This window comes from Bacillus sp. AFS037270 (genome assembly GCF_002585305.1).
Map to the genome: position 1 here is coordinate 76484 of NZ_NUNF01000028.1, position 20648 is coordinate 97131.

At 43.5% G+C, this 20648-nt stretch carries 18 protein-coding genes; 13 read left to right on the forward strand and 5 right to left on the reverse strand.

Annotated features, from left to right (window positions below):
• Positions 1-47: 47 nt before the first annotated feature.
• Positions 48-503 (reverse strand): Dps family protein, encoded by a 456-nt coding sequence (locus tag COD92_RS14235; protein WP_098527814.1) that lies wholly within the window; start codon positions 501-503, stop codon positions 48-50.
• 212 nt (positions 504-715) lie between these two features.
• On the opposite strand from COD92_RS14235, the gene COD92_RS14240 reads away from it, so the two are divergent.
• The 4 genes from COD92_RS14240 (at position 716) to COD92_RS32825 (ending at position 6180) form a co-directional block, all read left to right on the forward strand.
• Positions 716-3505, forward strand: coding sequence for a CHASE3 domain-containing protein (locus COD92_RS14240; RefSeq protein WP_255286532.1), 2790 nt, complete (start codon positions 716-718; stop codon positions 3503-3505).
• Complete coding sequence (locus tag COD92_RS14245) at positions 3502-4365, forward strand: CheR family methyltransferase (protein ID WP_255286534.1); 864 nt, start codon at positions 3502-3504, stop codon at positions 4363-4365. Before COD92_RS14240 ends, COD92_RS14245 begins: the two co-directional genes overlap by 4 nt.
• 87 nt (positions 4366-4452) lie before the next feature.
• On the forward strand, positions 4453-5952 hold the full coding sequence (gene cls / locus COD92_RS14250; protein WP_098527816.1) for a cardiolipin synthase: 1500 nt from the start codon (positions 4453-4455) through the stop codon (positions 5950-5952).
• A 96-nt stretch (positions 5953-6048) separates the two neighbouring features.
• Positions 6049-6180 (forward strand): hypothetical protein, encoded by a 132-nt coding sequence (locus COD92_RS32825; protein WP_255286535.1) that lies wholly within the window; start codon positions 6049-6051, stop codon positions 6178-6180.
• 72 nt (positions 6181-6252) lie between these two features.
• On the opposite strand, the gene COD92_RS14255 is transcribed toward COD92_RS32825, so the two are convergent.
• Positions 6253-6507, reverse strand: coding sequence for a GlsB/YeaQ/YmgE family stress response membrane protein (locus tag COD92_RS14255; RefSeq protein ID WP_098527817.1), 255 nt, complete (start codon positions 6505-6507; stop codon positions 6253-6255).
• A gap of 77 nt (positions 6508-6584) precedes the next feature.
• Positions 6585-6932 carry an IDEAL domain-containing protein gene (locus tag COD92_RS14260; RefSeq protein ID WP_098527818.1) on the reverse strand — a complete coding sequence of 116 codons (348 nt, stop codon included), beginning with the start codon at positions 6930-6932 and terminating at the stop codon, positions 6585-6587.
• Positions 6933-7076: 144 nt separating this feature from the next.
• Between COD92_RS14260 and COD92_RS14265 the strand changes: the two genes are divergently transcribed.
• The 5 genes from COD92_RS14265 (at position 7077) to murA (ending at position 10532) form a co-directional block, all read left to right on the forward strand.
• Positions 7077-7403, forward strand: coding sequence for a YflT domain-containing protein (locus COD92_RS14265; RefSeq protein ID WP_098527819.1), 327 nt, complete (start codon positions 7077-7079; stop codon positions 7401-7403).
• Between the two features lie 66 nt (positions 7404-7469).
• Positions 7470-7649 carry a hypothetical protein gene (locus tag COD92_RS14270; protein ID WP_098527820.1) on the forward strand — a complete coding sequence of 60 codons (180 nt, stop codon included), beginning with the start codon at positions 7470-7472 and terminating at the stop codon, positions 7647-7649.
• A gap of 185 nt (positions 7650-7834) precedes the next feature.
• The gene (locus tag COD92_RS14275; RefSeq protein WP_098527821.1) at positions 7835-8068 is read left to right on the forward strand and encodes a DUF1146 family protein; all 234 of its coding nucleotides are present in this window, start codon (positions 7835-7837) and stop codon (positions 8066-8068) included.
• Positions 8069-8322: 254 nt separating this feature from the next.
• Positions 8323-9189, forward strand: a complete 867-nt coding sequence (locus COD92_RS14280) for a YwmB family TATA-box binding protein (RefSeq protein WP_255286536.1) — start codon at positions 8323-8325, stop codon at positions 9187-9189.
• Between the two features lie 32 nt (positions 9190-9221).
• Positions 9222-10532, forward strand: coding sequence for a UDP-N-acetylglucosamine 1-carboxyvinyltransferase (gene murA, locus COD92_RS14285; RefSeq protein WP_098527822.1), 1311 nt, complete (start codon positions 9222-9224; stop codon positions 10530-10532).
• Positions 10533-10688: 156 nt separating this feature from the next.
• Here murA and COD92_RS31970 read toward each other — a convergent pair whose 3' ends face one another.
• Positions 10689-10850, reverse strand: coding sequence for a hypothetical protein (locus COD92_RS31970; RefSeq protein ID WP_176541056.1), 162 nt, complete (start codon positions 10848-10850; stop codon positions 10689-10691).
• Here COD92_RS31970 and spoIID point away from each other — a divergent pair.
• The 4 genes from spoIID (at position 10828) to COD92_RS14310 (ending at position 17009) form a co-directional block, all read left to right on the forward strand.
• On the forward strand, positions 10828-11868 hold the full coding sequence (gene spoIID / locus COD92_RS14290; protein ID WP_098527823.1) for a stage II sporulation protein D: 1041 nt from the start codon (positions 10828-10830) through the stop codon (positions 11866-11868). The two genes, COD92_RS31970 and spoIID, sit on opposite strands and share 23 nt — an antisense overlap.
• Before the next feature lie 472 nt (positions 11869-12340).
• On the forward strand, positions 12341-13312 hold the full coding sequence (locus tag COD92_RS14295) for an NERD domain-containing protein (RefSeq protein ID WP_176541058.1): 972 nt from the start codon (positions 12341-12343) through the stop codon (positions 13310-13312).
• Between the two features lie 545 nt (positions 13313-13857).
• A complete protein-coding gene (gene spoIIQ / locus COD92_RS14305; RefSeq protein WP_483295675.1) occupies positions 13858-14673 on the forward strand; it encodes a stage II sporulation protein SpoIIQ in 816 nt (271 codons plus the stop codon).
• Between the two features lie 350 nt (positions 14674-15023).
• Positions 15024-17009 carry a penicillin-binding transpeptidase domain-containing protein gene (locus COD92_RS14310; protein WP_098996426.1) on the forward strand — a complete coding sequence of 662 codons (1986 nt, stop codon included), beginning with the start codon at positions 15024-15026 and terminating at the stop codon, positions 17007-17009.
• 413 nt (positions 17010-17422) lie between these two features.
• Here COD92_RS14310 and COD92_RS14315 read toward each other — a convergent pair whose 3' ends face one another.
• Positions 17423-20488 carry a rhamnogalacturonan lyase family protein gene (locus tag COD92_RS14315; protein ID WP_098996422.1) on the reverse strand — a complete coding sequence of 1022 codons (3066 nt, stop codon included), beginning with the start codon at positions 20486-20488 and terminating at the stop codon, positions 17423-17425.
• Positions 20489-20648: the final 160 nt, after the last annotated feature.

Genomic DNA, 20648 nt, shown 5'->3' on the forward strand with positions numbered 1-20648 from the left:
TTAAGAAGGGGTGCCGGCTTGCACTTACCGTTGCACCCTTTTTATTCTTATTCTGCTAAATAAGCCTTCAACATCCAGCCATGCTTCTCTAATGAAGTCCGAATCGCAATAAACATATCCGCCGTCGGCTGATCATCATTGTCCTCTGATGCCGTAATCCCTTCAGTAAGCTCCTTGCAGACATTATCAAAATCATCAGCCAACGCCTGAACCATTTCTTGAGCTGTTTCATCCCCACTAGCTTCCTTAATCGAAGAAAGTTCTAACTGCTCCTTAAGAGTCGCAGTTGGTAACGCGCCAAGTGACAACATTCTTTCCGCAATCGTATCCAGATGCAGCCCTGCTTCCGTATACAACTCTTGAAACTTAACATGAAGGGTGAAAAAGTTTTCCCCCTTCACATACCAGTGATAATGATGCAGCTTCATATAAAGAACGGAGAAGTTTGCTACCTGTTGGTTTAGTACCTCTGTTACTTTAACTTTTTCTTTTGTTTTCGCCATCTTTTTATCCCTCCAAGATTGTGTGATAACAATGTAGTACCCGTCTCTCAATCAAACGAAACACTAATAATTTTAAAAAAAGAGGTTTAAAAAATTTAAAAAGGGGGTAATAGAAGTAGGATAAATGGACTGGAAATAAAACTATTACTATAGTATCAAAATGGTAAAAAATTGGTGAAACCTAGAATTTTACAGGTTAGAATAAGAATATATTGATTAGGGGGGCGGTTACTATTAAGGGCTTTAACTTCAACATCCATGCAAAAATTATTATCGGATACCTAACGATCTTACTTTGCTTGGTTCTGTCACTATTAACCGTAATTAATAGAATGACAGATTTGCAGGATGAGATAGACTTTGTTGCCGAACACGATATAGAAATACACGACCTGGCCAATCAGATTCAAAAAAATGTGCTGGATATGGAAACCGGCATGAGGGGTTACGTCATAACGGGAGATGAGCAGTATCTGGAACCGTATGAACAAGGGAGCCGAAGCTGGCAGGATAATTACAATAAACTACATGCCCTGTTGGCAGATAACGGAAGCCAACAGCGAAATTTGGAAGAGATGAAACCGTTAATACTAAACTGGATTACAAATTCCGGCGAATATACGATCAATGCCAAAAAGAACAATAATACCAAATTATTAAGACAGCATTTCGCTCAAAATAAAGGAAAAAAAATCACGGACCAACTGCGTACGCAGTTTGATTCCTTTCTTGCCACGGAAAAAAAATTGACAACGGAACGAATCAATCAGCTCAATGAACATACGAACAATCTAAAGTTAATTTTATACGTACTCATTATTTTAGTAACAGCCTTTACGATTGCCATCGCTGTGATCTTATCGAACTCGATTGTTAAAACCATAAAACAGGTAATAACAACGATAAAAGGAATAACAGACTCAAATTCCAATGTCGATCTGACGGCACGGATAAAAGTGAACACACGCGACGAGTCGCGGGAACTGGCTGAGGCGATGAACGACTTGCTCAGTAGTCTCGAAAAGCACAACTGGGTACAAAAAAGTCTGGCGGACATTTCCACTTTATATCAAGGCATCACCGATACCAATGAACTGACCCGATTGTTTATTTGCAAACTTGCGCCATTGCTTCAAGCAACATATGGGGTCGTCTATCTTCGCCGTGAACAAGGCGGCGAGATTGACTTTGTAAAAGTAGCCGGTTATTCCATCACGGATGACGACATTGTCAAGACGCGTTTTCGTCTAGGCGAGGGAATCATTGGTCAGGCAGCCCTTGATAAAAGAATTTTTCTCATTGATCAAATACCTGATAATCATTTTAAAATAACAACTGGATTAGGCGCGTCGAACCCACGTAATCTATTAATTGCTCCCATCCTATTTGAAAATCGAGTAGAAGCAGTAGTAGAGTTTGCCGCGCTTCAGCCGTTCGATTCACAACATCTGACCCTGCTGGATTTACTTCAGGACAAATTTGGCTCATCAATGTCAAGTGTAGCAGGACGTATGGAAGTGGAAAGGCTCCTAGCGGAATCGCAGGTCCTAACCGAAGAATTACAGGCACAATCAGAAGAACTGCAGGCACAATCGGAAGAATTACAAATGCAGCAAGAACAATTGCGGCTCTCGAATGAATATTTGGAAGAACAGAAGGAATATGCGGAGCAGCGGGCGATGGAACTCAAAAAAGCGAAGGACGAGCTAGAGGATTATTCCTTGAAATTGCAGATGAGTTCACAATATAAAACCGATTTCCTTGCAAACATGTCGCATGAACTCCGGACACCATTAAACAGTATTCTTATTTTGTCGCAAATGCTAATGGAGAGTAATGAAGATATGGACGCGGAGGAAGTGGCCGAATACGCACGGGTCGTCAACACTTCCGGAGCAGATTTGCTGCGGCTGATTGATGATATCCTTGATTTATCGAAGATCGAAGCAGGGAAAATTGAAATTTTAACAGATGAAGTCAACGTTACCGAGATTCCACAGACAATGCGGAATTTGTTCAACCCAGTAGCAGAGAAAAAGAATTTACAGTTTGACATCATAACGGATTCAAATGTACCACCGGTGATCTCGACCGATGGACAACGATTGCAGCAAATATTAAAGAACCTTTTATCAAATGCGTTTAAATTCACTGAGCAGGGAGGCGTTACGCTTCAAATTGAGCTCGCTCTTCCGGAAAAAGCACAACGGGTACTCGATAAACAAACGAGGGAACCTGTCCTTGCGATTTCCGTGACCGATACAGGAATCGGTATTCCACAGGATAAACAGCAAATTATCTTTGATGCTTTCCAGCAGGTGGACGGGACGACAAACCGGCAATATGGCGGCACGGGTCTTGGCTTATCGATTTGCCGTGAATTCACCCGTCTGCTTGGCGGGGCAATCGAACTTCAGAGCGAACCTCAGAAAGGAAGCACGTTTACGCTTTATATTCCGAGCAGATTGGATGTGGAGGAATCCTTGCCTCTTGATGCCCAACTGGCGCTGGAGGAAGCCGCCGCTGCTAGTGAAGTAATCGAGGAACCGGCATGGATAAGCGAGGAGCCGAAGGATGGCCAAGCCGAAGAGGAATACTCTGATAAGCAATTGTTTAGAGGGAAAAAAGTCCTTCTAGTTGAAGATGATGGCCGCAATGTATTTGCTCTAGTTTCGGCCTTAGAGCGGAAGGGTGTGACCGTTAACGTTGCGCAAAACGGTAAGCAGGCATTAGATATGCTGCAAAACCGGTCCGATTATGACCTTGTTTTTATGGATATCATGATGCCGGTTATGGGTGGTTATGAGGCAATGAAGATCATTCGTGAGGATCTTGGAATGCACAATCTGCCGATCATTGCGTTAACGGCCAAGGCGATGAAGGGTGAACGTGATAAGTGTATGGAAGCCGGTGCTTCTGATTATATTATGAAACCATTGAATATCGATCAGCTTTTCTCGTTGATGCGGGTATGGCTGACAGAGCAGGTGAACCAGGAGTGAACAACGACACGACGATTGAATTTTTGACAGAAAAAGAAGAACCTACCAACGAATTGCAGGAAGTTGAAATCAACGTGCTCCTTGAAGGACTTTATCAAATGTATGGGTACGATTTTAGAGGGTACGTACGGGCTTCCTTAAGAAGAAGGATTCTAAACCGCATGAAAGCGGAGCGGTTACCAACGATTACTGCCCTCTTGGAAAAAGTTCTGCACGAAAAAGGTTATTTGGAGCGCTTGTTAAATGATTTGTCAATCCGGATGACAGAAATGTACCGTGACCCTAGCTTCTTTGCTGCTTTCCGCAGCCAAGTCGTGCCGATTTTGAAGGATCTTCCAGAAATCCGCATCTGGCATGCTGGCTGTGCCACAGGTGAGGAGGTTTACTCGATGGCAATTCTGATGATGGAAGAGGGATTGGCGAAAAAAACGAAAATCTATGCCACCGATATGAATGAAAAAGCATTGTATGCCGCTAAAGAGGGGGCATTTCCTCTAAAGAAAATGCAGCAGTATACAAAAAACTATCTGAAAGCAGGTGGGAAGAAGGCTTTCTCGGAGTACTATACGACCGACCACCAGTATGCTTATTTCAACCCAAGCCTCGAGGAGAACTTGTTTTTCGCGCAGCATAACCTGGTCACGGACGGCTCGTTTAATGAATTTCACGTGATTTTATGCCGAAATGTGATGATATATTTTGATAACGAGCTTCAGCAGCAAGTTCATCACCTGATTCATAGCAGCTTGGCTGAGGGAGGCTTCGTTGGTTTCGGCAGTAAAGAGTCGATTCTGTTTGTGCCAAAAAGTCTGAAATACCAGGAGTTTAATCCACAAGAGAAGATTTACCGAAAGATATAAATGCCTGCCCCGTCCATGGGGCAGGCGTTTTTGTTTGATAAGCCTAGGAAAAGGGTATTCCATAGGAAAAAAAGGGTGATCGCGGTCATGAAAATCAAACGCTTTGAATGGCTTTTTGCAGCCATGATGATAGCCTTTGGCTATTTAGTCCTTTTTATGGATGTTCCTTTTTGGTGGAAGGCACTGTGCTTGACACTTTATGCTGTGATTATTTTTTACACGGTCATAGCCTTGTGGCTAGAAAATCGCCCTGCCCAAACGACACTCTTATGGACATACATATTACTATTGCTGCCGATCTTAGGCTATATCTTTTATGTGTACTCTGGGCAATTGCTAGTCAAAGGGGAGCTTTTTAAAAGCAAGCGGATGAGTGACCGAGAGTTGCTGGAAGTCCTAGGGAAAAAACAAAAAAAGTTGGACTTATCCAATCTGAATAATCACCAGCGTAGTTTTGCCAGCTATTTGGAGAAGGTAACCTTAACCGACCAAAACCAGAATACGAAAACCAAGATCCTACGAAACGGCGCTGATACCTTTCAGGAGATTAAACGGCGGTTAGTAGAGGCACAGGACTTTATTCATCTGGAATATTATATTTTTCGCTATGACCGACTTGGCCAGGAACTAATCGATATTTTAAAGGCGAAAGTAGAGGAGGGCGTCGAGGTGAGGCTGCTGTACGACGCGGTCGGCAGCTTCTTTCTTTCAAAACCGATTGTTAAGAAAATGGAGGAGGCTGGCATCAACGTTCAGCCTTTTTTACCGCTAAATAGAGGCTGGTACAATCAGAAGTTTAACTTCCGCAACCATCGCAAAATCATTGTCATTGATGGAAAAGTAGGTTTTGTCGGCGGACTAAACGTGGGTATCGAATACCTTGGTGAAGACGATGACTTCGGCTTTTGGTGTGACAGTCATGTCGTGCTTGAAGGGGAGGCTGTTCAAACTCTTCATGCAGTGTTTTTGCTAGATTGGAAGTACGCCTGTGGTGAAATCCTTTTTGAACAAGAACGCTATCTAAGACCGATACCAGTGCCAGGTGATGGATTGGTGCACGTCGTCGCAACAGGTCCGGAGACACGGGATATGAGCGACCATTACTATTCAATGATCAGCTGCGCCACAAAATCGATTTGGATAGCCACCCCGTACTTCATACCCAACCAGGCCATCCAAACCGCTCTTAGAATCGCCGCACAAAACAACATACAGGTGCGCTTAATGGTGCCTGACACCAATGATGGTTTCCTGACTCAATATGCGACGCAATCGTATTTCCCGGAACTCTTGCGGGCGGGCATTGAGATTTATTCCTACCAAAAGGGCTTTCTCCATAAAAAGGTGATTATCGTTGATGGCGATTTGGCCTCGATTGGTACAGCCAATGTGGATATGCGGAGCTTTCATTTGAATTTTGAGGTGAATTTATTTTTAACGGGAACGGACTCGATTAATGATCTTGTCGCCCATTACGAAGAGGACCTGAAGGAGTGCCATCGAATCCGTCCAGTAGAGTTTTATAAAAGAGGCTTGGCGGTTAAATGGAAGGAATCATTTGCTAGGTTGTTTTCTGGGGTATTGTAGGGGGTATTCGCTGCGGCGGGTACCTTTTTTTTAGGAGTAGGATTCATTACCTACCAAAGTGGAAAAAGGTTTTTGGGTAAATGAGGGGGCGGTTCATTGCCCGGAAGAAGGAGAAACGAGCAGAAAGAGGAAATGAGGGGGCGGTTCATTGCCCGGAAGAAGGAAAAACGAGCAGTAAGGGTAAATGAAAAGGCAGTTCATTGCCCGCAAAAAGGAGAACCAAGGTAAAACGGGAAATCAATGACCTACAATCAAAATAAAAAGACCGCCGGTAAGGCAGTCTTCACTAATTCCTTTTGGTTATGCAGTTTTTCTCATCCCTTTAAGGATAAGACTTAAGACAAACACGAGGACAATCGCACCGATTAAGGCAGGGAGGATATAGAATCCGCCAATCACTGGCCCCCATCCGCCTAATATCAATGATCCAAGCCATGCTCCTATAAATCCTGCAATAATATTACCGATAATTCCTCCTGGTACGTCACGTCCAAGAATAAGTCCAGCTAACCAACCGATGATTCCTCCAATAATTAATGACCAAATAAATCCCATGAAAATGTCTCCTTTCTATTTTTCATTTATTCATTGAGTTATGCTAATTAAATACCCGCGAGTTTCGACAATTAAACTTAAAAACTAAACTTATTTTGATTTTGCTTGATGTGCTTCTTGTAGCGCTGCTGGGAATCATGCAGTGCGTTGTCTAAGAAATGATGACAAAGCTTTAATTCAAACGTTCGCTTTTTAAAGCCTTCTTCATCCCGTTCATCAAGGCATTGGTCAATTTCCCGCTTCAACAGACTGATTTTTGAAATGATTTCAGCGCGGCGTCTTTGATCTTCCTTCCATTTTTGTGAATTTTCCCATTGGTAATCACTTAGTTTGGTTAATCTCCGTCCACACTTGCATAATGTTTCGCCTACATTTAGAACCTTAAACTCTTCGTTCCCGCAATTTCTACAAATTAATTTCTTCATATATGCACCTCCACTAATAATAGGTGTTTTCTATATACCCACATTGAAATGGTTCCTAAACTTAGTAGATTTTTAGAAAAATAGGTTTCAATTTAGTTAGAGCGGTTATATACGTAACATAAGTTGAAAAAAGGAGGAAACGATATGGAAACAGTTAGAATCGTTGAAAATGGTGTACAAGCAAAGAAGGAAATTGAACAGTTGATCATGCAAGGCTATACAAAAGAAGAAATTTACCTGTTGGCACATGATCGAAACCGCTCTGAGGATTTAACTGATTCACTGGATATTAATGATATTAGTGTTCAGGAACAAGGCGTCCTCGATTCTATCGCAAATGTATTCCGGACGCGGGGAGATGAACTCCGCTCCAAATTAGAGTCACTGGGGTTAACTAGTAACGATGCAGAACGATATGAAGAAGAATTGGACCATGGCAAGGTCATCGTCGTGGCATCAAAATCAGCATAATATAGAAGAAATCGATAGGAAGCTAAGGTTTCCTATCGGTTTTATAAAAATAATGAGGTGAGGAAGATGAAATTTTCGAAGCAAAGTTTAGAAACATTATTAGGTGTCCACCGAATAGTAAGACATAAAAGAAGTAAGAAACGCAGTTTGGAGGAGTATTTTGAGAATCCGATCATTCACAAGGAGATTCAGGGGGACAGAGTATTTGTTCCATTAAATATAGACCGGGTGTGGAATGAAATATAATTTCGAATTGCCTGTTTAAACAATGGTCTTCTAATGAGGATTACGGTTTAGGCGGGCAATAGTTTGTTTGAAAACCCTTTCTATATTCTGAAAATTACTAAAATTTCCAATCGGTGAATCTTTTCTGGTTTTCACTCGTCTATATGATAGAATATTCATTGGACCTAAAAAAGGAGGACCGTTCGATGGATGATCTTGGACAAATAGCGCTTGTTAGTATCCTGTCACATATCGTCTTTATTGCGATTGCTTGGTATGCACTGCAGGCCATTCGCTTAGAGAAGCTGTTGAAGCCGAACCATGTGTTCCAGGCGCGATTACTATACATATTATTAGCTATTTTTATCGGTTCATCTGTTAGTAACTTTTTCCTTGATTACCTCCAATGGTCAAAACAGCTGCCCTTGATTTTGCAATAGCAGACGCGAGGAAATCATACGGGAGTAAGTGGAATCGGAAGCATGAGAACCGTCCCTTTGCTTCCTTCGACAAAATTGGAAAAAATTTAGGTCTTCTTGCATGTTCCCAATTGGTGATATTTTGAGTACAATCGAGTTTATGTGGAAAGATAAGTATGTCCCAAAAAAGTTCATCTTTGTCAAAAAGTGACGACATTTCGAAAGTATTGCTCTCTGGCTGCCTGGCAACAATGGTAGTAAGGGGGAGTAGAGAAATGAAAAGACATTTAATGAACTTTTTATATATAATTACGATTGTATGTTTCATTCTTGTTGCGATGGGAAACCGAACAACTGAAGCCATGGGCGGGCAGACAGCCGGAAAAGGATTTTTCTCACTTGAAGAGATAGGCCGTTTTGGCTCTAATCTTTTAAAAGCGGAGAAGGGTACCGGCAGCGACTCGTTAATTCTTCCAAAAGGCGCCGATGATTTAGCTAAAATAGGCTCTGTTTTGCAAGCCGAACATATTTTGCTCGATGATTGGTCTTTTTATGCACGTGAACATGTGACGGGCATGAAAAGTGTTGAGGAAGTGCAGGAATATGCGAAAAAGCTTCAGCAGAAGTTTCCGGATTGGAAATGGTCTGTAACGAACACCAGCCAGAAGTGGCAAGTGACAGCAGTATCTCCAACATCAAAACACCACCAAGAAACGCTTCAATTGATGTCTTCCCACACAAAACAAACTGTAGATGCGTATATAGTATATAGTGTTCGTGGAAACGAGTGGAACAAGACGACAGAGGGCTTTTTCACTACCAAAACGTTCCGGAATAGGCTTTCTGACATATTTCGAGGCAAACCTACAGTTTTCTCTTGTATGAAAGGCGTTTTCAGTGATAAGATTGATACGGCTTTGGCAAAGAAAGCTGACAGGATCATGTCAGGTTTTAATGCGAGAGAGATCGAAGCGTTAAAAGAGGAGAATTTCATGTCTGTTTCGGCATCATCGCCAATTTTTACAGGCTCCATAGATCATAAATTGCATAACATGAATATACAAATTGGCTTACGCTCCGAAGGATTGGGCAGTAAAACTACCATAGTAGTTGGAACCCCAATCATTACGATTGAATATTAATATAGAGAAAATGGACGCGGAGGGGAATACTCTTGGAAAAGATCATCGTCCGCGGCGGACAAAGGCTATATGGAACGGTTAAAGTTGAAGGTGCAAAAAATGCCGTTTTGCCTGTTCTCGCTGCAACATTATTAGCAAGTGATGGAAAAAGTGTGATACGTGATGTACCTACACTCTCCGATGTATACACAATTAATGAAGTGCTACGTAACTTAAACGCTGAAGTGGCTTTTGACAATAATACAGTTGTTGTTGATGCATCTAGAGTGTTAAAAGAAGAGGCGCCGTTTGAATACGTACGAAAAATGCGTGCGTCGGTCCTTGTTATGGGATCGCTATTGGCTCGAAATGGCCGGGCTCGGGTAGCATTGCCTGGCGGCTGTGCGATTGGATCCCGTCCGATTGACCAGCATCTTAAAGGCTTTGAAGCCATGGGTGCGAAGGTTAAGGTAGGGAATGGCTTTATTGAAGCGGAGGTAGACGGCCGCTTAAAAGGTGCAAAGATTTATTTAGATTTCCCAAGTGTAGGTGCAACAGAAAATATCATGATGGCAGCATCTCTTGCACAGGGTACGACCATTATTGAGAATGTTGCGAAAGAACCTGAGATTGTCGATTTAGCTAATTTCTTGAATAAAATGGGCGCTCGCGTGAAGGGTGCAGGCACTGGTACTTTACGTATTGAGGGCGTGGATGTATTATTCGGCGCCGATCATGCAATTATTCCTGACCGGATTGAAGCGGGTACGTTTATGGTAGCTGCGGCGATTACGGGCGGAGATGTATTGGTTAGAGGTGCTGTGCCTGAACACTTATCTTCTTTGATTGCGAAAATGGAAGAGATGGGCGTTAAGATTCATGAGGAAGCGGATGGTGTTCGTGTCATCGGTCCTGATCGTTTAAAGGCAGTCGATATTAAAACGATGCCGCACCCAGGTTTCCCAACAGATATGCAGTCACAAATGATGGCGTTATTGCTTCGTGCTGAAGGTACTTCTATGATTACTGAAACGGTATTTGAAAACCGTTTTATGCACGTGGAAGAATTCCGCCGCATGAATGCCGATATCAAGATTGAAGGCCGTTCTGTTATTTTAAATGGTCCTTCTAATTTGCAGGGTGCAGAAGTGTCTGCGACTGACCTTCGTGCAGCAGCAGCGTTGATTCTGACTGGTTTAGTATCTGAAGGTGTGACACGCGTGACTGAGTTGAAACACTTAGACCGCGGTTATGTAGACTTCCACGGCAAGTTAGCTGGGTTAGGCGCAGATATCGAACGTGTCAAAGAAGCAGATGAAACATTTGTCGAAGTAAAGAAATATGTTTCTGATATGAATGCTTAAAGCTTAATAAAATAGAGTGAAATTTAAGTGAAAGAATCCCTTAGTAGGCAGTCGTCTGATATCCGACGGCTGCGGTACTAAGGGATTCTTTTATTTTGCGGTGGTGAAAAGGGGATGATAGGCACCGTTTAGTAGTTTTCTACATTGGATAAACTGCTATCGGTGCCTGTCACCATTTTCAACATGTTTCGCTGAAAAATCTGTAATAAATGCTTGTCCGCTTCCATATGTATGAATGGAGATGTATTCCGGCAGGTTGTGCTGGCTGCAAATTTTACAAACTGGAGGCACGATCATGAATAAAATCAAACCACTCATCGTACTAGCATCGCTCCTCATTGCCTTAACCATCATTATCCCCTGTGTTGTTGTATTACCATTCTCAGGTGCGCATCAGACGAGCGGAAAGCTAGGAGAAGACCTAACGAAGGCCTCAGCCAAAGAAACGAAAACAGCCCCAGGTGTGGACTCACAGACGGGCGTAACCGTATCCGTTTTTCGGTCAGCTAAGGGGGTAACTGAAAAAGTACCTTTTGAAGATTATCTTGTTGGGGTTGTGGCAGCCGAAATGCCTGCAGATTTTAAGGAAGAGGCACTCAAGGCACAGGCACTGGCGGCACGGACATATATCGTAAACAGATTGGTAAATAAGGATACGATGGGTGTGCCAAAGGGTGCGCAGGTTACGGATACGCAAATCCACCAGGTTTATATGAATGATGCCGAAATGAGGCGAGATTGGGGCCGGGATTATGCTTGGAAAAAGAAAAAGGTCCTCGAAGCAGTTCGCTCGACGGGCGGCCAGATTTTAACCTATGCTGGAAAACCGATTGATGCACTCTTCTTTTCAACTGGGAATGGTTATACCGAAGACTCAGAGGATTACTGGGCAGGCAGTATTCCTTATTTACGGAGTGTCGCGAGTCCATGGGATAAAGAGTCACCGAAGTTTTCTAATCAAAAGGTGATAACGGTGAGAGCGTTTGAAGCGAAGCTCGGTGTGAAGATTGGCGCAAGTTCTACGATCGGAAAAATTGTCGCCCGTACCACTGGAAAAAGGGTTGCGAAAGTAAACTTTAATGGAAAGGTGTTAACGGGTAAGGATATTCGTGAAAAATTGGATCTGAAGTCGTCCGATTTTTCTTGGCAGCGAAAGGGTAATAATATTGTAATTACGACGAAGGGCTTCGGGCATGGTGTCGGCATGAGTCAATACGGTGCGAACGGTATGGCTGAGGATGGGTCGGATTATAAGGAGATTGTGAAGCATTATTATAAAGGGGTAGAGATTGCCTCTGCCGAGAGTATGTTATCAACTTTAACTGCGCAGAAATAATGTTTTCAGAGCCAGGTGGTGCGCCTGGCTTTTTGGTGTTTAGTGGTTGTTCGGGAGGTGTTGGGGGTAAATTGTAAAGGGTGTCCGGTAAAAATGAAAATTGGCAGGTATTCTTGGAAGACGGCAGGTATTTGGTTCAAAGTGGGAGGTAAAGAGTCCTTTCTATTAAAAATGGTAACTTCCACAGGAGAAGAGAGGGTACCGTATGGAGTACTTTTTCGAGAGGTGTCCGGTAAATAGTGAAAAGTGTCCGGTAAAAATAAAAATCGGCAGGTATTTTTCGAAAATTTTTGAAACATGGCCGGTATTTCGTTCAAAGTGGCAGGTAAAGAATCCTTTCTTTTAGAAAAGGTAACACTTTGATCCCCATAATCCACCATCTCCCAAACAATTCATAAAATCGACAAATAATTCGTGCAGGATATCGGGTAAAAGTAAAGAAATTTTATAAAAAAAGAAAGGATTGATGTATTTGTTCGCGAAAGAACTCACACTTCCAGTACTTATTCAAAAAATCCAAGCACTCGACACTCGGATTACCCCCAACCACCCCATTCGACCCGCAATTATAAATGAGTACAAAAATCGACTAGCGGGATACAAGGGTGAAAAATCACTAGATTTCTATCTGAGCATGCTCCCTGAGGAAAACTCTTCTTTTTTCCACAACCTGCGCCTTCCATTAGCCAAATACTATTTTCAGATTGATATCCTCCTACTAACTACCACCTTTGGCCTCATACTTGAAGTCAAAAATAGAATCGGTGAATATCAGTTTAAAAAATACCTCAATCAGACCACAATTCAAACACCCGGTAAAGAAGAGCGAATTCAAAATCCCGTACTGCAAGCAAAACTCCAGGCCCTAAAGCTTAGCAAATGGCTCAAGAAGCACCATTTTGGTGAATACCCAATCTATTACCAATTTGTTAACAGCAATGAAAAAGCACTCATTAGAGTCGAGAAGGGGAACGAACAGATTTTCCGGTTTATCTGTAACAGCGAGGGACTCGTCGAAAAAATCAACCAAACCGCAAATATGAATCAAAAGGAAAGGCTGAATCAAAAAGAACTCCGCAAACTTAAGCGCCTCCTCTTAGCGAGCCATACTCCTGATAAAACTGACATCCTCGACCATTTCAACCTATCCCAAGATGAAATCCTCACCGGCGTGCACTGTCCTAAGTGCGGTTGCCTAGCCATGAGCTACAAATACGGCACGTGGCTATGCCCTCATTGTAAAAATAAATCCAAAACCGCTCACATCCAAGCCATTAATCACTACTTTCTCTTATGTAAGCCGACCATAAGCAATCAAGAGCTGCGCCATTTTTTTCAGATCGACTCCCCAAAGACCGCACACCGAATTCTGCGCCAGCTGGGATTAGCCTATACCGGATCCTACAAGGACAGAAAATATTTCCAAAATTGTGTTATTATGTGAATATATAGAAAAAAGGGGGGGAGAGAGATTTTTAAAAAATTACTAACGATAATGATTACTTTAATCGTGTTAATGGTACTTACCTTTGGAATCACTCACTATACGAATTCCAAATTCATTGATTATGCCTTTGTAGTGGGCTTGGCGGCAACGGTTGTTATCTGGTTCTTCACCTCCAAGGGGGGCGTAACCACCAGAATCGTTGATGGAAGCATCCAGGGCTCAACTGGGGTTAAAACGCAAGGAGAAAAGTTTGAGTTTTCACCCAGCCTAGTATTCATCACCTCTTTGGCCTATACAATCCTATCATTCGCCAGCATGCTTTTTTACTACCGCTCCTATTTATAACGTCAAAAAAGAGCTTGGGGATCCCATGCTCTTTTTTCACAACATATGCAAACGCCCCAGCCCCATAACCTCCCCCTGAAAAATTTTTACAAAAAGAATGCATAAAAACTTCCTCACTGTCGAAAAATAAGTTTTAAAAATTTTTTTATCGCCGTGTATATAATTCTACTTATCTGTTCAGAATGATTGCTGAGGTGATGAAAATGAGAGAGGAAGAAAACAAGCGATCTTCTCAAAGTTCCAGTGTAAAACGCTTTTTCAAAAAGCGTTGGGTATTTCCAGCCATTTATATCGCAAGTGCAGCAATCATTTTAACCGGGGTTCTATGGTATCAATCATCAAGCAGCAACACAAATAAGTATGATTACAAGGCCACTGACCTTTCCGGTAAAAAGAACGACGCTCCAGCAGTTGAAGTCAACAAAGCAATTGAAAACTTCAAAATGCCAGTTGCAAGCGCCGATGATGCTGTCGTAAAAACTAAATTCTATGATTTCCAAGGTAAAGCAGCAGACCAGGAATCGGCATTAGTATTCTACAATAATACGTATGTACCGAACACTGGTATCGACATCACAACGAAAAAAGGCGAAAGCTTTGATGTTACCGCATCACTTAGCGGAACCGTTACACGTGTCGAAGAAGATGCAACCCTAGGCAATGTCATTGAAATCGATCATGACAATGGAATTGTTACACAATACCAATCTGTTAAAGACATAAAAGTGAAGGTTGGCGACCAAGTAAAACAAGATCAAGTTATTGCCAAGGCTGGACAAAGCTTGTTCAATGAAAAAGCTGGAACCCATGTACATTTTGAAATCCGTAAAGACGGTGTAGCAGTAAACCCAACAAACTACTTCGAAAAATCGTTGAGCACACTGCAAGAAGACACCCTTACGAATGATAGTAAAGAATCATCAAAAACTCCGGACGTAAAGCAAGATCAACAAAAAATTGAAGATCCGGCTACAAATGATTCAAGCAACTCTACAGATAATAGCAACTCATAATAGCGTAACAAAGGGGAAGGGGAATAAATACTTTCCTCTTTTTTTTTATGTGTGCAGGTGAGCGCGGGGACGGTTCTCATGCTTCCGAAGCATGAGAACCGTCCCCGCGCTCACTTTTTGAGCAAAAAAAAATCCGGCACAAAGGCCGGATTATCAAAGGGGGTTTGAATAAGTGTGAATAAACATAGTATAGCGCCTAGATATGAACAAACTATTAATAAACGATTAATATTTTCTTAAATGTGACTTTCGATGTAAATGGGGCTTGGATACATTTTTTACATTAAAACCGTTTCCTTGTGCATATATGTTAAAATGGTAATAAAAGGAGGGATTTGGTTTTGAAAAAAATGATAGGGATCCTGCTCCTGCTCATCATTACAGCTCTTGCAGGCTGCAGTAAGGAACCCACCCCAGAACAACGATTCTCCGATTACATAGCCTTATGGAACCAGCAAAAGTTTACGAAAATGTATGATTATCTTTCTAGTGATGCAAAAAAGAATATCACCAAGGAACAGTTTGCAAGTCGCTATCAAAAACTCTACGATGACCTTCAGATTAACAACCTCAAGATTGACTTCAAAAAGCCGAAAGAGAGTCAGGGCGACAAGGAACAAGCCCAATATTCTTTTACCACCAGCATGGATAGTATGGCTGGACCGATAAAATATACACAGCAAGCTAGATTGCAAGAAGAAAAAAGAGACGGTAACAAGAACTGGTATGTAGACTGGAATACCGAGTTTATTTTTAAAGGATTAAAGGAAGGTGACACGATTGGCGTGAGTACGACTGCGCCGAAACGAGGTGAGATCTTTGACCGTAACGGCTCGGGTCTGGCGGTGAATGGCCAGGTGTACGAGGTCGGAGTGGTTGCAGGGAAGGCAGATGATCCTGTCATTGCGCAGTTAGCACCATTGTTAAAAATGACGCCGGAGCAGATTACGAAGGCCCTCGGGGCGAGCTGGGTGAAGCCAGGTCAGTTTGTGCCGCTCGCAAAGGTGTCAATGGACGACAAGGAACGGATCGCGCAGTTGGTGGCGTTGGAGCCGGTACAAACGCGTAAGGTAGAAGCGCGGGTTTATCCTTATGGGCAGTCTGCTGCACAGCTTGTCGGCTATGTCGGGGCGATTACAGCGGATGAGCTTGAGAAACTCAAAGATAAGGGCTACACGAGTAGTGATGTGATTGGAAAGCGCGGCCTTGAACAGGTGCTGGATGAGCAGCTGAAGGGGACGAGCGGCGTGAAGATTGTTATCAAGAAGAAGGCCGCCGGGGCAGCGAATGTGGTGCTGGCCGAGAAGCCGGTGGTTGACGGCAAGGATGTCAAGCTGACGATTGATGCTGAGATGCAGAAATCGGTATTTACTGAGATGGGCGGGGAGGCCGGGACAGCGGCAGCGATGAACCCGTTGACTGGTGAGACGCTCGCGCTTGTCAGCAGTCCGTCGTTTGACCCGAATCAGGCGGAGCTCGGTTTTTCTGCGGAAGAATGGAAGACGCTTCAGGATGATCCGAAGAAGCCGTTGACGACTCGGTTTAAACAGGCATATGCACCGGGATCGGTGATGAAACCATTGACGGCCGCGGTCGGTTTGGCGAATGGTACACTTGTGCCGGGTGAGGCGGTGCCGATTATCGGCAAGCAATGGCAAAAGAATAAATCCTGGGGCAACTACTTTGTGACGAGGGTTCATGCCGGAACGGATCCTGTGAACCTGGAAAAGGCGCTTGTGTATTCAGATAATATTTATTTTGCGCAGGCAGCATTGAAAATCGGGAAAGATAAGTTTGTTGATGGATTAAAGAAGTTTGGCTTTGAAGAGGAGCTCGGATATCCGTACCCGCTTGAGAAGTCGATGACCGGTTCGATGGGAAATGATATCGCGCTTGCTGACTCAGGCTACGGCCAGGGTCAGGTGCAGATGAGTATTGTTCATTTGATGGCCTCCTATACGCCTTTTGTGAATAGCGGCAATATGATCAAACCGATTTTGCTGGCGGATGAGCAGCAGGGGCAGGTTTGGAAGGAAGCGGTGGTTTCGGCTGATAATGTCGGAATAATTGCTGCGGACCTACGTAAGGTTGTGAGCGATGCAGTCGGAACGGCGCATGCTGCTGAGATTTCTGGATATCCGCTCTCGGGCAAGACGGGGACGGCGGAGATCAAGCAGAAGCAAGGGGAAACGGGCACGGAAAATGGCTGGTTTATTGCTTATAATTCGGATAATCCGAGTTTGATGGTGGCAATGATGGTCGAGAATGTCCAAGACCGGGGCGGATCGCAGGTGCCGGTGAAGAAAGTGAAGAGTGTGTATGAGAAATGGAAATAAGATGGAGGCACAAGTGAGATTTTTATGTCACTTGTGTTTTTTTATTGGGTAAAAAGGGGGGACTCGTGATTTTGGGAGCAGGGAAATTAGTGGGACCAGGGCTTACCTGCCGATTTTGTAGATTTACCTGCCATTATAAAAAAATACCTGCCGAAATTGGAGATTTACCTGCCATTATAAAAAAATACCTGCCAAAATTGTAAGTTTACCTGCTATTTTAAAAATACCTGAAGATATCTGGTTTTACCGCTGCATTTTTAGAAAATACCTGCTGATTTTGTGGATTTACCAGCCATTTTAAAAAATTGCCTGCCGAAATTGGGATTTACCCACCAAATTTAAAATTCACCGACCCATGATCCAAAAACAGGAGAAAGGCTAGGCAACCTTCTGCCTAACCTCATCCTCAAAACTTACTTATTCCACTCCACAATCAAATCCTGAGCATCCGCCGTTAATTTGGTCTTCAGAGCATCGTCCACGTTACCGAGCTGCTTGATAAAATCCTCCATAAATTTCGCAGCCTGATCAGATCTGCCAATGTCTAACTGATGCTGAGCTTGATCTAGTTTATTTTTTAAAACAGGTGTATTTAACTCAAGGTCTACGGTGTGTTTTAGAGCTTGCAGGCTTGGTGTGTAATCCACACTTGGTGCCTTCATTTTACCGGCCGAGACAGTGTCTTTAATATCCTCACCAAGGTAAAAACCAATGTGCGGCGGCTGATTATAGGCGCTATTCTGCATGCCGATTCCGTTTTTGTACAAAGGATCCTGCATCAAGGTGTAAAGTCTGTAGTTAGTCGGGATGGTCGTACTAAACACTCGAAGCTCTGTATCGTCCGTTGTTGGCAGGAGAACCTCTTCACGCCAGTCGCCAAGGATGTCAGCTTGCAGCGTTGGTGTCGCCTTTGTGCCGTTATTACTATGAACACCTGCAAAAGATTTTAAAGGATCCACCTTACCTGTGTTCTCGTTATATTTCGTAATAGATGTATCATCTAGTAATTCCTGCAACAGGTCGCCATCCCAATAAAGGGCAAAGTTAGTCGATAGTCCGCTTGGCTTTTTGTCTGCTTCGACACCGCCTTTGACATTGTAAATCCCGCCGCCAGTTGCAACCGTCGAGCCAGCAGCTCCCCAGAACTCATAACCAGGGCTGGAAGTGATGTTTGCCGCCACCCCACGGCCTGCATCGACAGAAGCGTAGTACGACATCAAGGTTTCCCCTGTTGCCCCGTCATGGAGCTCCTCAGAGGCAACAGCCGGGATTTCATGGACTTCAAAGACACTAAGACCTTCGCGGTCAGGATCAAATGCTCCAACATGTGACGCGTCACCGTGGGAGCCTTGTTCGCGGCCCATATTTCCGTCCATGGCATAAAGAATGCTGCCATCCTGATCAAGCGTCAGGGAACCTGCGATGATTTCATCATAGCCATCGTTATCCACATCACCAGTGGCTAAATTGTGGAAACCTAAGCCGCCGCCACGGCCTTCTTTATCAGAGTCAAAAGTCCATTCCTCTTTAAGTTTGCCATCTACTAAGCTATAAGCGGCAAAGGTGGTACGCTCGTAATAACCTCTTCCAATAATCGCACTTGGTTTTTTACCATCCAAGTAAGCTAAACCGGATAAGAAGCGGTCCGAACGGTTAAACCACGTGTCACCCCATGAAGCGCCGCCGTCCTCTTCGCCAACAGGGAAAGCGTAATCGATGGTATCAATGACCTTACCTGTTTCACCATTGAAAACGGACATATATTCAGGTCCGCCAAAGACATGGCCGCCGGAGTTAACATATTTGCCATCATCCTCTGGGTTACCGATTGCACTGACGACCTTACTGCTATCAAACTTGCCATCAGTAGCACCATAGGTTTTCGTGCCATCTGCCGTTTTAATGAGGAATTCACTTTTTCCATCGCCATCAAAATCTGCGACAACAAATTGATTATAATGGGCGCCAGATGTAAGGTTATAGCCCATATTCATCCGCCATAAAAGGGTGCCATCCAATTTGTAGGCGTCAAAAATGGTTGGCCCTGTCGGAGTGGCAAATGAGCTATCAATCGCGTTCGATGGGTACCATTTGACAATGACCTCCAGCTCGCCGTCGCCGTCTAAATCGCCAACACCGGAGTCGTTCACCGAGTAGGTATAGGCTTGACCATTGGAAAGGGTGCCGCCTTCTGGTTTTTGCATTGGGATCGATAGATAATCCTTACTTGCCGCTTTCACTTCATTTTTCTCAGTGGATTTGCCATTTACTAGTGTTTCCACGGTGTAAGTGTCCTCCGGAGAACCTGCGGCATCAAGGTAGTTGGTAACATCGAGTGCATCGGTATTCAATTTTTCGCCATTGCGGTACACATTGAATTTCACGTCTTTATCATATTCATCCGCAAGCAAGCGCCAGCTCACAAAGATGCCGTCATCTGATTTAAGCGCGATGACGCCCCTGTCAAGAAACTCAGTTTGTCTTTCGTTCTCAGGAGGAGTCAGGCGATTGTAAACATAGATTTTTGCCGTTTTGTTAAAAGAATTCACGATGCCGTCTGTTTCAGCAAGGGTACCATTGAACTCGTAAACGCCAGCCTTACTAGGATCCCACGCATTTCCAACTGGTTCCCACTTAGTTACAGCCACTTCCCGTTTACTATTATCGGCAAGCGTGACGTTAACGGTTTTTGGAAGACCAATCGATGAGATGTCATTTGTTGTTTTATTTACATAAACACGTTGGTAGGGAAGTTTTTCCACTAAATAAAGGGTGTTGCTAGATACAGGGACATTAGAAACTTCGACATTATCAAGATAGGTGTTCCATGTTTCATTGTTTCCAGCTGTCCGGATACCGACGAGCCTCATGCTGGCGACGGAGCCATCAAATAGGGAGCTATCAATAGGTGAAGTATGTTCTTCTATCGCAGTGCCATTTTGATCGGCTATTTTTAAGCTTACTTGATTGGTGCTGATATCAAAATTAACTTCAAAATGGTACCAGGCCTCCGGATTGGCGATGCTTGTTTTCGTTGGGGCCTGACCGCGTGCGAAATAGGTCAGCGGAGACTTATTGGTGTTGTTTAGCGTAAAGACAATATTGCCTGCACTGTCCAGAAGCCTAAACTCGCCGCCGTTTTCATCGGGCGTGGACCCTTTATCATTGATTTTGCCTGGATACCAGTCGAATTTTACAAGGATATTTTGTCCTTTAGCAGCTGAGTCAAGATTCTTAGTAGCCACGCGGCCGCCTTTTTGGTCGACAATGCTGTATTGGAGCTTGGAGGTCGTGTTGCCGCCGACATTATCTTTATTAATGGAGAGGGTTGCATTAGCGGTTGTGAACCCCCATGGATCGTTATTTTCAAAATCGGTACTTGATAGAGTTTTGTAGTCTGTGATGGCACTTGCATATGGAAGATTTGAAAAAATAAGGCCTAATGTGGTAGCAATAGCAAAGATTTTTGTTTTCCCCAATTCGTTTCACTCCTTTGTTTTTTGGACCAAGGATAGAAGTATCTCATGGTGAAGGTCTCTCCTGAGAATGATGCTTAAGATTAATTTAAAAATGGATCGCCTCCTCTTTATAGAGAGTGTGTTTACTAAGTTGATGCAAACGATTTCAAAAAAATAAAAC

Coding starts and splice junctions, on each gene's coding strand:
- COD92_RS14260 (WP_098527818.1), bottom strand. CDS start 6,932: ATGAAGAAATTAATTTGTAGAAATTGCGGGAACGAAGAGTTTAAGGTT.
- spoIIQ (WP_483295675.1), top strand. CDS start 13,858: ATGAAAATGAGAGAGGAAGAAAACAAGCGATCTTCTCAAAGTTCCAGT.
- spoIID (WP_098527823.1), top strand. CDS start 10,828: ATGAATAAAATCAAACCACTCATCGTACTAGCATCGCTCCTCATTGCC.
- COD92_RS14265 (WP_098527819.1), top strand. CDS start 7,077: ATGGAAACAGTTAGAATCGTTGAAAATGGTGTACAAGCAAAGAAGGAA.
- COD92_RS14255 (WP_098527817.1), bottom strand. CDS start 6,507: ATGGGATTTATTTGGTCATTAATTATTGGAGGAATCATCGGTTGGTTA.
- COD92_RS14270 (WP_098527820.1), top strand. CDS start 7,470: ATGAAATTTTCGAAGCAAAGTTTAGAAACATTATTAGGTGTCCACCGA.
- cls (WP_098527816.1), top strand. CDS start 4,453: ATGAAAATCAAACGCTTTGAATGGCTTTTTGCAGCCATGATGATAGCC.
- COD92_RS14275 (WP_098527821.1), top strand. CDS start 7,835: ATGGATGATCTTGGACAAATAGCGCTTGTTAGTATCCTGTCACATATC.
- COD92_RS31970 (WP_176541056.1), bottom strand. CDS start 10,850: ATGAGTGGTTTGATTTTATTCATGATCGTGCCTCCAGTTTGTAAAATT.
- COD92_RS14235 (WP_098527814.1), bottom strand. CDS start 503: ATGGCGAAAACAAAAGAAAAAGTTAAAGTAACAGAGGTACTAAACCAA.
- COD92_RS14310 (WP_098996426.1), top strand. CDS start 15,024: ATGATAGGGATCCTGCTCCTGCTCATCATTACAGCTCTTGCAGGCTGC.
- COD92_RS14280 (WP_255286536.1), top strand. CDS start 8,323: ATGAAAAGACATTTAATGAACTTTTTATATATAATTACGATTGTATGT.